Origin of the sequence: Saccharopolyspora sp. 7B, assembly GCF_020177435.1 — a bacterium.
GTDB classification, from domain to species: domain Bacteria; phylum Actinomycetota; class Actinomycetes; order Mycobacteriales; family Pseudonocardiaceae; genus Saccharopolyspora_C; species Saccharopolyspora_C gregorii.
This window is the reverse complement of the sequence record NZ_JAIUKC010000013.1, coordinates 1-12808: the sequence shown is the minus strand read 5'-3', so window position 1 is coordinate 12808 and position 12808 is coordinate 1. Positions and strand designations below refer to the sequence as shown.

Genomic DNA, 12808 nt, shown 5'->3' with positions numbered 1-12808 from the left:
TGCGGGGCGGGATGATCGGAGTCGGGTCGGTGACGAGGGGGAGTGCAGGGTGATCGTCGGGACGCCGGTGGCGGGGACCTTGGCCTTGGTGGACGGCCGGTGGCACGGGTGGTCGGAGTCGCGGGACGGGTCCGCGGTGCTGACGGGATTCGAGGCGCCGGTGCCGGTGGAGCGGATCGGGTCCGTCGTCGTGGTGCAGGGCGAGCCGCCCGAGCCGGGGCGGGCGTTCCCGGCTCCGGCCGCGCACGGCGCGCCGACCGAGCCCGCGCTGCGCCCGGACGTGCGCGCGGAGCTGGGTGCGGTGCTGCGGGGCGCGGTGCCCGCGGGGGCGTGGGGCGTCGGCGTCGAGTGCACGGCGCTCGGCACCCGCTTCGAGGTCTCCGGGACCGCCACGACCGACACCGGTGAGCACACCTGGATCCCGCCGCAGGAGGTGCTGGACGCGCTGCGCCGCGCCCGGGACGTCGAGTACCGCCCGGAGTCCGGGGCGTGGACGACGGCCCGCTGCTCGGTGGCGCCGGATGGTGCGCCGGTCGTCGAGTTCGGACAGGACCGGCCCGCGGAGGTGGCTCCGCAGGACGCGTTCGACGAGCTCCGCCACTTCCCGCGCAGGCAGGCGCCGGAGTGGTTGCTGGGGCCCGCGTGGCACCACTACGAGCAGCACCGCGCGGACGCCGGGGCGGGCCCGGTGCGGATGGCGCGGCTGTTCGACGGCGCGGACGCCGGGGCGGGCCCGGTGCGGATGGCGCGGCTGTTCGACGGCGCGGACGCGGAGGGCCGGCCGTTGGCGTACCGGCCGGTGCTGCCGTGGGTGGAGAAGCGGCTGCTGGTCGAGTACCTGTCGGGTGGCGCGGTGGTGCTGGCCGCCCGCAGCACGTCGGCGGACGAGGTCGACCCGAGCCGTCCGCCGGAGGTGCCGAAGCGCTTCCACACCGACGGCACCTGGGTGTGGCCGCTGTCGATGGCCTACTACCTGGACGTGCACGACATCTCCCCGGCGCGCGACTTCCTGGACCACGTCCGGGCGCGGGCGCACCGGCTGCCGGAGGTCGTCGCCGATCACGCGGTGGAGCAGGCCAAGGCGCTGGTGCTGGGGTCCGAACCGGACGCGTTCGACGCGGAGCGGACCGCGGGCGCGATCGATCTGGCGCGCCGCTTCATCGCGGCGCTGGGCGTGAGCCGCCGCTTCTACAGCTTCGCGGAACCGGTCGAGGGCGGCTGGAGCATGCTGCGCGAGGCGGACGGCTGGTGGTCGGTGTTCTGCGTGGACGGTGGCGAGGTGCGCAACAGCTCCCGCTTCCCGGAGGCGCACGCCGCGGCGGCGCACCTGATCGGCGCGGTCGCGCTCACCCGGGACTCGATGCAGCGCGAGCCGGACGAGCCGCTGGCCGAGTACGAGTGCCGGATCGTGCCGCTCGGACCGGACCGGCCGCTGTCCGCCTACGAGGACCGGCGGCACGCGATGCTCCCCGACGGGGCCGAAGTGGACCGCTTCGGCGCGCCCGACGGCAACGCGGTCTTCGTCGCGGGCACGACGCTGCCGCAGCGTTCGCTGCCGCCGGGGCGGGAGCCGGGGGAGTACCGGCGGTACCGGGTGGTGCGGGGTTTCGAGGTGCTCACCGCGGTGGCGAGGCCGGACCACGGGCAGGTCGGCGGCGGCACGGCGCACCTGCTGCCGCAGCCGGTCGGGGAGCTCGTCGCCGGCGGCTGGCTCGCGGAGGTGTGATCGGCACCTCGTGCCTGGTCGGACGCCGGCCCGCCCGAGTCGTGGGACGCCCGCCGCGCCCGCTGGCGGCTCTTGCCAGCGGCGGTAAGGTCGCGGGCAACACCACACCACTAGCTCGGTCCGCGGCGCTTCGGGGAAGATCGAGCAGGTCTTGGGGACCCCGTTTTGACCCCCTCAGAACGGGGCGGGTATCTTTGCTTATCGGACCCGAAAGCTATCGGGTCGGTCCGTATGCCCGTGCGTGAGCAGTGACCACTCCGGTGGTCGTGATCGCGGACATGGGCCGTGCGGAACTCTCCTGACAACCATCGGGTTCGTTCCTGTCGGTGCGCTCCCGCGGGCACCACCAGCGCCGCAAGGCCGGGGAGTGGGCGACACGCCCGACCTCGTGGTGCGGGGGAGTCCCAAGTAAACAGTGCCTGCCAGGTGCTCGGCGCCAGGGCACGTGCCCGGACGCCGACGTGTGCGAGCGCCGCCGGGCGAGAGCAACCACGAAGACGCGAACGCTCAAGAGAAAGCCGGTCCATGCCCACCATCCAGCAGCTGGTCCGTAAGGGCCGCCAGGACAAGGTCGCCAAGACCAAGACCGCGGCGCTCAAGGGGAGCCCGCAGCGGCGTGGCGTGTGCACCCGCGTGTACACCACCACCCCGAAGAAGCCCAACTCGGCACTGCGCAAGGTCGCTCGTGTCAAGCTCACCAGCGGCATCGAGGTCACGGCCTACATCCCGGGTGAGGGGCACAACCTCCAGGAGCACTCGATCGTGCTGGTTCGCGGCGGCCGTGTGAAGGACCTCCCCGGCGTGCGGTACAAGATCATCCGCGGGTCGGCCGACACGCAGGGTGTGAAGAACCGCAAGCAGGCTCGCAGCCGGTACGGCGCGAAGAAGGAGAAGAGCTGATGCCCCGCAAGGGTCCGGCCCCGAAGCGGCCGCTCAACGCCGATCCCGTGTACGCCTCGCCGCTGGTCACCCAGCTGGTGAACAAGGTCCTCGTCGACGGCAAGCGCTCGCTGGCCGAGAAGATCGTGTACGCGGCGCTCGAGGGCGCTCGGGAGAAGAACGGCACCGACCCGGTGGTCACGCTCAAGCGTGCGCTGGACAACGTGAAGCCGACCCTGGAGGTCCGCAGCCGCCGCGTGGGTGGCGCGACCTACCAGGTGCCGATCGAGGTCCGCGCCGGCCGCTCGACCACGCTGGCCCTGCGCTGGCTGGTCACCTACTCGCGGGCGCGCCGCGAGAAGACCATGGTCGAGCGCCTCATGAACGAACTGCTCGACGCCAGCAACGGCCTCGGCGCGAGCGTCAAGAAGCGCGAAGACACGCACAAGATGGCGGAGTCCAACAAGGCCTTCGCGCACTACCGCTGGTGACGTCGGGTCGGCTCCTGCCCGCCTCGGCACACCGATTCGACGGCTTGCATCTGCTGTAGGAACGGGGAAGAAACTCGTGGCACGCGACGTGCTGACGGACCTCACGAAGGTTCGCAACATCGGCATCATGGCCCACATCGACGCGGGCAAGACCACCACGACCGAGCGGATCCTGTACTACACCGGGATCAACCACAAGCTCGGCGAGACGCACGACGGCGCCTCGACGATGGACTGGATGGAAGAGGAGCAGAAGCGGGGTATCACGATCACCTCGGCTGCCACCACGACCTTCTGGGGCGACTACCAGATCAACATCATCGACACCCCCGGGCACGTCGACTTCACGGTCGAGGTGGAGCGCTCGCTGCGCGTCCTGGACGGCGCCGTCGCGGTCTTCGACGGCAAGGAAGGTGTCGAGCCGCAGTCCGAGCAGGTCTGGCGGCAGGCGGACAAGTACGACGTCCCGCGCATCTGCTTCGTCAACAAGATGGACAAGCTGGGCGCGGACTTCTACTTCACCGTGAAGACCATCCGCGAGCGGCTGAACGCCACTCCGCTGGTCATCCAGCTCCCGATCGGCAGCGAGTCCGACTTCGAGGGCATCGTCGACCTGGTCAGCATGAAGGCGCTGACCTGGCGCGGTGACGTCAAGAAGGGCGAGCAGTACGAGGTCGAGGAGATCCCCGCCGACCTGGCCGAGGCCGCCGCTTCCTACCGCGAGCAGCTGATCGAGGCCGTCGCCGAGACCGACGAGGCCCTCATGGAGGCCTACTTCGGCGGCGAGGAGCTGACCACCGACCAGATCAAGGCCGGCATCCGCAAGCTGACCGTCGAGCGCACCGCGTTCCCGGTCCTGTGCGGTACCGCGTTCAAGAACAAGGGCGTGCAGCCCATGCTCGACGCGGTCGTCGACTACCTGCCCGCGCCGCTGGACGTGCCGCCGGTGCAGGGCCTGCTGCTGGACGGCGAGACCGCCGCCGAGCGCAAGCCCAGCACCCAGGAGCCGTTCTCCGCGCTGGTCTCCAAGATCGCGGTGCACCCGTTCTACGGGAAGCTGACCTACATCCGGGTCTACTCCGGCAAGCTCTCCTCCGGTTCGCAGGTCATGAACTCGACCCGCGAGCGCAAGGAGCGCATCGGGAAGCTCTTCCAGATGCACTCCAACAAGGAGAACCCGGTCGACGAGGCCCAGGCCGGTCACATCTACGCGGTCGTCGGGCTCAAGGACACCACCACCGGTGACACCTTGTCCGACCCGCAGAACCCGATCGTCCTGGAGTCGATGACCTTCCCGGAGCCGGTCATCGACGTCGCGGTCGAGCCGAAGACGAAGGCCGACCAGGAGAAGCTGTCCACGGCGATCCAGAAGCTCGCCGAGGAGGACCCGACCTTCCGCGTCCACCACGACGAGGAGACCGGTCAGACGGTCCTGTCCGGCATGGGCGAGCTGCACCTGGAAGTCCTGGTCAACCGGATGAAGTCGGACTTCAAGGTCGAGGCGAACATCGGTAAGCCGCAGGTGGCCTACCGGGAGACGATTCGCAAGCCGGTCGAGAAGTACGAGTACACGCACAAGAAGCAGACCGGTGGCTCCGGGCAGTTCGCCCGCGTCATCATCGGCCTCGAGCCGATCGAGCAGACTGCGGACAGTGCGACGTACGAGTTCCAGAACAAGGTCACCGGTGGTCGCGTCCCGCGCGAGTACATCCCGTCGGTGGACCAGGGCGCGCAGGACGCCATGCAGTACGGCGTGCTGGCCGGCTACCCGCTGGTGGGCGTCAAGGTGATCTTGTTGGACGGCCAGTACCACGAGGTCGACTCCTCGGAGATGGCGTTCAAGGTCGCCGGTTCCATCGCCCTGAAGGAGGCCGCGCAGAAGGCCTCCCCGGCGATCCTCGAACCGGTGATGGCGGTCGAGGTGATCACGCCCGAGGACTACATGGGCGATGTCATCGGCGACCTCAACTCCCGCCGTGGCCAGATCCAGGCCATGGAGGAGCGCAGCGGTGCGCGCGTCGTCAAGGCGCAGGTGCCGCTGTCCGAGATGTTCGGGTATGTCGGCGACCTGCGTTCCAAGACGCAGGGCCGCGCGAACTACTCGATGGTGTTCGACTCCTACGCCGAGGTTCCCGCGAACGTGGCGAAGGAGATCATCGCGAAGGCTACGGGCGAGTAATTCCCTGTAGTTCGGCGGCGGGTGGCTCCGGCCTCCGCGGGAGGACCGGAGCCCTCCGCTGCCAAACCCGACAGGACTCCGCCTGGCACTGAATCTTCGCGCAACGCGGGGACTGGCTAGTCGTACGGCGGAAAGAGAACCAAGTCCAGGAGGACAATCCAGTGGCTAAGGCGAAGTTCGAGAGGGACAAGCCGCACGTCAACATCGGGACCATCGGTCACGTTGACCACGGCAAGACCACGCTCACCGCGGCCATCACCAAGGTGCTGCACGAGAAGTACCCGGAGCTGAACCCCTTCACGCCGTTCGACGAGATCGACAAGGCTCCCGAGGAAAAGCAGCGCGGCATCACGATCCAGATCGCGCACGTCGAGTACCAGACCGAGAAGCGTCACTACGCGCACGTCGACGCCCCCGGTCACGCCGACTACGTGAAGAACATGATCACGGGTGCCGCTCAGATGGACGGGGCGATCCTGGTCGTCGCCGCCACCGACGGTCCGATGCCGCAGACGCGTGAGCACGTGCTGCTGGCTCGCCAGGTCGGCGTGCCCTACATCCTCGTCGCGCTGAACAAGGCCGACATGGTCGACGACGAGGAGATCATGGAGCTCGTGGAGATGGAGGTGCGCGAGCTGCTCTCCGGCGAGGAGTACGACGGCGACGACGCTCCGGTCATCCGCGTCTCCGCGCTGAAGGCGCTCGAGGGCGACCCCGAGTGGTCCAACAAGATCGTCGAGCTGCTCGACGCGGTCGACGAGAACGTTCCGGACCCGGAGCGCGAGACCGACAAGCCCTTCCTGATGCCGGTCGAGGACGTCTTCTCGATCACCGGCCGCGGCACCGTGGTGACCGGTCGCATCGAGCGCGGCATCATCAAGGTCAACGAAGAGGTCGAGCTCGTCGGCATCAAGGACACCGCGCTGAAGACCACGGTCACCGGCGTCGAGATGTTCCGGAAGCTGCTGGACGAGGGCCAGGCCGGTGACAACGTCGGTCTGCTCGTGCGCGGCATCAAGCGCGAGGACGTCGAGCGCGGCATGGTGGTCGTCAAGCCGAAGACCACGACCCCGCACACCGAGTTCGAGTGCCAGGTCTACATCCGGTCGAAGGAGGACGGTGGCCGTCACACCCCGTTCTTCAACAACTACCGGCCGCAGTTCTACTTCCGCACCACCGACGTGACCGGCGTCGTGACCCTCCCCGAGGGCACCGAGATGGTCATGCCGGGTGACAACGTCGAGATGACGGTGCAGCTGATCCAGCCGATCGCGATGGACGACGGCCTCCGCTTCGCGATTCGCGAGGGTGGTCGTACGGTCGGCGCGGGTCGCGTCACCAAGATCATCAAGTGATCCACCGCGAGGGCCTGCTTCCTTCCCAGGGAGCAGGCCCTCGCTGGTTTTCGGGGTCGTGCCGCGGCGCGGACCCGGAAACCACCCCCCGATTCGGGCTGGCATCCGGCGTGTGTCATCCTGTATGGGTTGCTCGTTCGGAGCGGCCGGTTTCCCGGGTGTTCATCACCTGTCAGTGGAAGTCCCGGCCGCTCCGCCACGAGAAGCCCCGCGCCCTGGAGTTTCGGAGCAGGACCGGTTTCGGCCGGGCCTGGGCGCTGCGACGGGAGTCTTCCCGCGTCGCCGTCCGGCAGGGTGCAAAGAACTAGGTGTACGGGTCTTAGAGGGTGTCTTTCGAGAAGCTCTCGGATCCATCCCAACGGCGAAGTTCGGTGGGACCGGTCTGTGCGCAGTGGGCGACACGCCCGACCGCGTGTACCGGGCACCAGCAACCTGAACAGGGGCGGACCGAGGGCTGGGCCCTCCGTGCGGGAGTCATCCCGCCGGGAGCTCACCGGCCCAGGCCGCGACGGGCACCCGAAGCCCATGGGCGCAGGCGCCGTCGTCAGCATCGAGCTGAGGACCGCCACAGCGCCGACCACTGGCGGCACGAGACTAGAGGAACGGCAAGCCACTATGGCGGGACAGAAGATCCGCATCCGGCTCAAGGCCTACGACCACGAGGCGATCGACGCGTCCGCGCGCAAGATCGTCGAGACCGTGACGCGCACCGGCGCTCGGGTCGTCGGGCCGGTGCCGCTGCCGACGGAGAAGAACGTCTACTGCGTCATCCGCTCTCCGCACAAGTACAAGGACTCGCGGGAGCACTTCGAGATGCGGACGCACAAGCGGCTCATCGACATCCTCGAACCGACGCCGAAGACGGTGGACGCGTTGATGCGCATCGACCTGCCGGCCAGCGTCGACGTGAACATCCAGTAAGGGTCGGCCCATCTTGAGACGGCTCGTCCGCGGGCCGGCCGTAGTGCGGAGAGAACAAGACTGATGTCTGACAGGCAGATCAAGGGGATTCTGGGCACCAAGCTCGGCATGACCCAGGTCTTCGACGAGAACAACCGGGTCGTCCCGGTGACCGTCGTGCAGGCCGGGCCGAACGTGGTCACCCAGATCCGTACCCCCGACAAGGACGGCTATTCGGCCGTGCAGCTGGCGTTCGGCGCCATCGACCCCCGCAAGGTGAACAAGCCGCGCACCGGCCACTTCACCAAGGCCGGGGTCACGCCGCGCCGCCACCTCGTGGAGCTGCGCACGAACGACGCCGGTGAGTACGAAGTCGGCCAGGAGATCACCGCTGAGGTGTTCGAGTCCGGTGCGGTCGTCGACGTCGTCGGCACCAGCAAGGGCAAGGGCTTCGCCGGCACGATCAAGCGGCACGGCTTCCACCGCCAGCCGATGAGCCACGGTGCGCAGGCCGTGCACCGCAAGCCCGGCTCGATCGGTGGCTGCGCCACCCCGGGTCGTGTCTTCAAGGGCATGCGGATGGCGGGCCGGATGGGCTCCAACCGCGTGACCACCCAGAACCTCAAGGTTCACCGGGTGGAAGGCGAGTCCGGCCTGTTGCTGATCAAGGGTGCCGTTCCCGGCCCCAAGGGCGGCCTGGTTCTGGTCAAGAGCCCCGCGAAGGGTGGTGCGTGATGAGCGCGACGCTGGACGTCCGTACCCCGGACGGCGCGACCGACGGCAGCGTGACGCTGCCCGCCGAGATCTTCGACGTGCAGGCCAACGTGGCCCTGATGCACCAGGTGGTGACGGCCCAGCTGGCCGCCGCTCGCCAGGGCACGCACGCCACGAAGACTCGCGGCCAGGTCTCCGGTGGCGGCAAGAAGCCGTACCGGCAGAAGGGCACCGGTAACGCCCGCCAGGGCTCGATCCGGGCTCCCCAGTTCACCGGTGGTGGCACGGTGCACGGCCCGCAGCCGCGGGACTACACCCAGCGCACCCCCAAGAAGATGAAGGCCGCCGCGCTGCGCGGTGCGCTGTCCGACCGCGTTCGCGCCGGCCAGCTGCACGTCGTGACGCACGTGGTCGGTGGCGAGACGCCGTCGACCAAGGCCGCCAAGGCCGCGGTCCGCACCTGGACCCAGGCGAAGCGCGTGCTGGTCGTGCTGAACAACGCGGAGGAGGCCAATTCCTGGCTGAGCCTGCGGAACCTGACGAACGTGCACCTGATCACGCCGGGTCAGCTCAACACCTACGACGTGCTGGTCAACGACGACGTGGTGTTCACCAAGGCCGCGTTCGAGCGGTTCGTCGCCGGGCCTGCGCAGGTCGCCACGGCCGCGAGCGCTGAGGAGGCACAGCAGTGATCCCCGACCCGCGAGACATCATCCTGGCGCCGGTCGTCTCCGAGAAGAGCTACGGGCTCTTGGAGGAGGGCCAGTACACCTTCCTGGTTCGCCCCGGCTCGAACAAGACCGAGATCAAGATCGCCGTTGAGAAGATCTTCGATGTCAAGGTCACCAACGTGAACACGATCAACCGCAACGGCAAGCGCAAGCGCACCCGCACCGGGTACGGCAAGCGCAAGGACACGAAGCGGGCGATCGTGACGCTGTCCCCGGAGAGCAAGCCGATCGAGATCTTCGGCGGACCGGCCGCCTGACCGGCGCTGATTAGGACGAGGTTTCTACAGAGATGGGCATTCGCAAGCACAAGCCGACGACGCCGGGCCGTCGCGGCTCCAGCGTGTCCGACTTCGCCGAGATCACCCGGTCGGAGCCGGAGAAGTCGCTGGTGCGTCCGCTGCACGGTCGCGGCGGCCGCAACGCGCACGGCAAGATCACCACGCGGCACCAGGGCGGGGGCCACAAGCGGGCCTACCGCATCATCGACTTCCGCCGCAACGACAAGGACGGTGTGCCGGCCAAGGTCGCGCACATCGAGTACGACCCGAACCGCAGCGCACGCATCGCGCTGCTGCACTACCTGGATGGCGAGAAGCGCTACATCATCGCGCCGAACGGCATCGGGCAGGGCGACCGGGTCGAGAGCGGGCCGCGGGCTGACATCAAGCCCGGGAACAACCTCCCGCTGCGCAACATCCCGACCGGTACCGTGATCCACGCGATCGAGCTCCGCCCCGGTGGCGGCGCCAAGATCGCGCGTTCCGCCGGTGCCCGGGTCCAGCTGGTGGCCAAGGACGGCCCGTACGCCCAGCTGCGGATGCCTTCGGGCGAGATCCGCAACGTGGACGCGCGCTGCCGGGCCACCGTCGGCGAGGTCGGCAACTCCGAGCACTCGAACATCAACTGGGGCAAGGCAGGCCGCATGCGGTGGAAGGGCAAGCGCCCGACCGTCCGCGGTGTCGTCATGAACCCGGTCGACCACCCGCACGGTGGTGGTGAGGGCAAGACCTCCGGTGGTCGCCACCCGGTCAACCCCAAGGGCCGTCCCGAGGGTCGCACCCGCCGCAACAAGCCCAGTGACAAGCTCATCGTCCGGCGCCGTCGCACCGGCAAGAAGCGCTGAGCAGGGAGGTAGAAGCACATGCCACGCAGCCTCAAGAAGGGCCCGTTCGTGGACGACCACCTGCTCAAGAAGGTGGACGCGCTGAACGAGTCGGGCAAGAAGACCGTGATCAAGACCTGGTCCCGCCGGTCCACGATCATCCCGGACATGCTCGGCCACACCTTCGCGGTGCACGACGGTCGCAAGCACATCCCGGTGTTCATCACCGAGTCGATGGTCGGACACAAGCTGGGCGAGTTCGCGCCGACGAGGACCTTCAAGGGCCACGTCAAGGATGACCGGAAGTCGCGCCGCCGCTGAGCGGGGGCGAACCAAGAGCAAGGGGTAGCAGGATGACAGCCCGTTCCGACGACACCGCTGCGGCTGACACCCGCGCGGTGGCGCGGGCCCGCTTCGTCCGCGTGACGCCGATGAAGGCCCGTCGCGTGGTCGAGCTCATCAAGGGCCGTAGCGCCAGCGAAGCCCTGGCAGTGCTCCAGTTCGCGCCGCAGGCCGCCAGCGGTCCGGTGTCGAAGGTGCTCGCCAGTGCCGTCGCCAACGCGGAGAACAACCAGTCGCTCGACCCCGACACCCTGTGGGTGCACCGGGCGTACGTGGACGAGGGACCGACGCTGAAGCGGTTCCAGCCCCGTGCCCAGGGCCGTGCGTACCGGATTCGCAAGCGGACCGCGCACATCACCATCGAGGTGGAGTCGCGGCCGAAGGCGGCCGGTAAGACGAAGAGCCAGAAGGGGAGTGCCCGGTAGTGGGTCAGAAGATCAACCCGCACGGCTTCCGACTCGGCATCACCACGGACTGGAAGTCCCGGTGGTACGCCGACAAGCAGTACGCGGAATACGTTGCGGAGGACGTCAAGATCCGCCGTCGGCTCTCTCGCGGTATGGAGCGCGCAGGGATCTCCAAGGTGGAGATCGAGCGCACCCGCGAGCGGGTCCGGGTGGACATTCACACCGCCCGGCCGGGCATCGTCATCGGCCGTCGCGGTGCCGAGGCGGACCGCATCCGCGGTTCGCTGGAGAAGCTGACCGGCAAGCAGGTCCAGCTCAACATCCTCGAGGTCAAGAACTCCGAGGCCGACGCGCAGCTCGTCGCGCAGGGCGTGGCCGAGCAGCTGTCCAACCGCGTGTCCTTCCGGCGCGCGATGCGCAAGGCCATCCAGTCGGCCATGCGCTCGCCGCAGGTCAAGGGCATCCGGGTGCAGTGCGGTGGGCGGCTGGGCGGGGCCGAGATGTCCCGTTCCGAGTTCTACCGCGAGGGTCGCGTCCCGCTGCACACGCTGCGCGCGGACATCGACTACGGCTTCTTCGAGGCCCGCACCACGTTCGGTCGCATCGGCGTCAAGGTGTGGATCTACAAGGGCGAGCTGGTCGGCGGCCTGAAGCAGAAGCAGGAGCAGTCCGAGGTGCGCGCGCCTCGCGGCGAGGGTGGCGGCCGCGGTGAGCGCGGCGGCCGTTCCGAGCGCGGTGGCCGCCGTCGCTCCGGCGCTTCCGGCACCACCGGTGCCGGCGGCACCGAAGCCGGCCGCGCCGCAGCCAAGGGCGGTACGGCGGAGAGCCCGGAGCAGGCGCAGACCGCGGGCGACGCGGCGACCGCCAACGCCCCGGCCGTGGCCGAGCCGCAGGCCGATCAGAAGACGGAGGGCTGAGCAGTGCTGGTCCCACGCAGGGTGAAGTGGCGCAAGAGCCACGCACCGAAGCGCAAGGGCTTCGCCAAGGGCGGCACCCGCATCAACTTCGGCGAATACGGCATCCAGGCGATCGAGCACGGCTACGTGACCAACCGGCAGATCGAGTCGGCTCGTATCGCCATCACCCGGCACGTCAAGCGTGGCGGCAAGGTCTGGATCAACATCTTCCCGGACCGCCCGCTGACGAAGAAGCCGGCCGAGACCCGGCAGGGTTCCGGTAAGGGTTCGCCCGAGTCCTGGGTCGCGAACGTCAAGCCCGGCCGCGTCATGTTCGAGCTGAACTTCCCGAACAAGAAGACGGCTGTGGAGGCGCTGACCCGTGCGGCGCACAAGCTGCCGATGAAGTGCAAGATCGTGTCCCGCGAGGGTGGTGACTTCTGATGGCGGCTGGTGTCACCGCTGGTGAGCTCCGGGAGCTGGGCGACGAGGAATTGCTGGCCCGCGTCCGGGAGTCGAAGGAAGAGCTGTTCAACCTTCGGTTCCAGATGGCGACCGGGCAGTTGGAGAACAACCGCCGGTTGCGCGTGGTCCGCAGGGACATCGCCCGGATCTACACCATCATGCGCGAGCGCGAGCTCGGCCTGACGGTGTCCCCTGACGCGACCGAGGAGGGCGCGGCATGAGCAGCCAGGCAGAAGGACAGAGCGTGGCGCGGAACTACCGCAAAACCCGCGAGGGCTACGTCGTCTCGGACAAGATGGACAAGACGATCGTGGTCTCCCTCGAGGACCGCAAGAAGCACGCTCTCTACGGCAAGGTCATGCGCCAGACCACCAAGGTCAAGGCGCACGACGAGGCCAACACGGCCGGGATCGGCGACCGCGTTCTCCTGATGGAGACCCGGCCGCTGTCCGCGACGAAGCGCTGGCGCCTCGTCGAGGTCGTGGAACGGGCCAAGTAAGGACATCGGAAGCGGGGGGGGGGGGGGGGGGGGGGGGGGGGGGGGCGGGGGGGGGGGGGGGGGGGGGGGGGGGGGGGGGGGGTGGCGCCAGAAGAGAGAGAGTCAAAGTAGAGGGCTCCGCA

General features: G+C 68.8%; 16 protein-coding genes. All 16 read left to right on the top strand.

Annotation, left to right across the window (positions count from 1 at the left end):
- Positions 1-49 precede the first annotated feature (49 nt).
- The 16 genes from LCD33_RS29300 (at position 50) to rpsQ (ending at position 12686) form a co-directional block, all read left to right on the top strand.
- On the top strand, positions 50-1726 hold the full coding sequence (locus LCD33_RS29300; RefSeq protein WP_224977467.1) for a TNT domain-containing protein: 1677 nt from the start codon (positions 50-52) through the stop codon (positions 1724-1726).
- Positions 1727-2251: 525 nt separating this feature from the next.
- Entirely contained in the window at positions 2252-2626 is a 375-nt protein-coding gene (gene rpsL / locus LCD33_RS02450; protein ID WP_009948619.1) for a 30S ribosomal protein S12, read from the top strand.
- Entirely contained in the window at positions 2626-3096 is a 471-nt protein-coding gene (gene rpsG / locus LCD33_RS02445) for a 30S ribosomal protein S7 (RefSeq protein WP_224956671.1), read from the top strand. The genes rpsL and rpsG overlap by 1 nt, the downstream gene beginning before the upstream one ends.
- A gap of 76 nt (positions 3097-3172) precedes the next feature.
- The gene (gene fusA, locus LCD33_RS02440) at positions 3173-5275 is read left to right on the top strand and encodes an elongation factor G (protein ID WP_224956670.1); all 2103 of its coding nucleotides are present in this window, start codon (positions 3173-3175) and stop codon (positions 5273-5275) included.
- 161 nt (positions 5276-5436) lie between these two features.
- Positions 5437-6630 (top strand): elongation factor Tu, encoded by a 1194-nt coding sequence (gene tuf / locus LCD33_RS02435; protein ID WP_224956669.1) that lies wholly within the window; start codon positions 5437-5439, stop codon positions 6628-6630.
- Positions 6631-7245: 615 nt separating this feature from the next.
- Positions 7246-7551, top strand: coding sequence for a 30S ribosomal protein S10 (gene rpsJ, locus LCD33_RS02430; protein WP_009948626.1), 306 nt, complete (start codon positions 7246-7248; stop codon positions 7549-7551).
- Between the two features lie 63 nt (positions 7552-7614).
- Positions 7615-8265, top strand: coding sequence for a 50S ribosomal protein L3 (gene rplC / locus LCD33_RS02425; RefSeq protein ID WP_224956667.1), 651 nt, complete (start codon positions 7615-7617; stop codon positions 8263-8265).
- Positions 8265-8936, top strand: a complete 672-nt coding sequence (gene rplD, locus LCD33_RS02420) for a 50S ribosomal protein L4 (RefSeq protein WP_224956665.1) — start codon at positions 8265-8267, stop codon at positions 8934-8936. Before rplC ends, rplD begins: the two co-directional genes overlap by 1 nt.
- Positions 8933-9232, top strand: a complete 300-nt coding sequence (gene rplW, locus LCD33_RS02415) for a 50S ribosomal protein L23 (RefSeq protein ID WP_224956664.1) — start codon at positions 8933-8935, stop codon at positions 9230-9232. Before rplD ends, rplW begins: the two co-directional genes overlap by 4 nt.
- A gap of 32 nt (positions 9233-9264) precedes the next feature.
- Complete coding sequence (gene rplB, locus LCD33_RS02410) at positions 9265-10098, top strand: 50S ribosomal protein L2 (RefSeq protein ID WP_224956663.1); 834 nt, start codon at positions 9265-9267, stop codon at positions 10096-10098.
- Positions 10099-10116: 18 nt separating this feature from the next.
- Positions 10117-10398, top strand: a complete 282-nt coding sequence (gene rpsS, locus LCD33_RS02405; RefSeq protein ID WP_224956662.1) for a 30S ribosomal protein S19 — start codon at positions 10117-10119, stop codon at positions 10396-10398.
- A gap of 32 nt (positions 10399-10430) precedes the next feature.
- Positions 10431-10844: a 50S ribosomal protein L22 gene (gene rplV, locus LCD33_RS02400; RefSeq protein WP_224956661.1), complete on the top strand. Its 414-nt coding sequence runs from the start codon at positions 10431-10433 to the stop codon at positions 10842-10844.
- Entirely contained in the window at positions 10844-11743 is a 900-nt protein-coding gene (rpsC, locus tag LCD33_RS02395) for a 30S ribosomal protein S3 (protein WP_224956660.1), read from the top strand. Before rplV ends, rpsC begins: the two co-directional genes overlap by 1 nt.
- Positions 11744-11746: 3 nt before the next feature.
- The gene (gene rplP / locus LCD33_RS02390) at positions 11747-12166 is read left to right on the top strand and encodes a 50S ribosomal protein L16 (RefSeq protein WP_224956659.1); all 420 of its coding nucleotides are present in this window, start codon (positions 11747-11749) and stop codon (positions 12164-12166) included.
- Complete coding sequence (gene rpmC, locus LCD33_RS02385) at positions 12166-12408, top strand: 50S ribosomal protein L29 (protein ID WP_224956657.1); 243 nt, start codon at positions 12166-12168, stop codon at positions 12406-12408. The genes rplP and rpmC overlap by 1 nt, the downstream gene beginning before the upstream one ends.
- Positions 12405-12686, top strand: coding sequence for a 30S ribosomal protein S17 (rpsQ, locus tag LCD33_RS02380; RefSeq protein ID WP_224956655.1), 282 nt, complete (start codon positions 12405-12407; stop codon positions 12684-12686). Before rpmC ends, rpsQ begins: the two co-directional genes overlap by 4 nt.
- Positions 12687-12808: the final 122 nt, after the last annotated feature.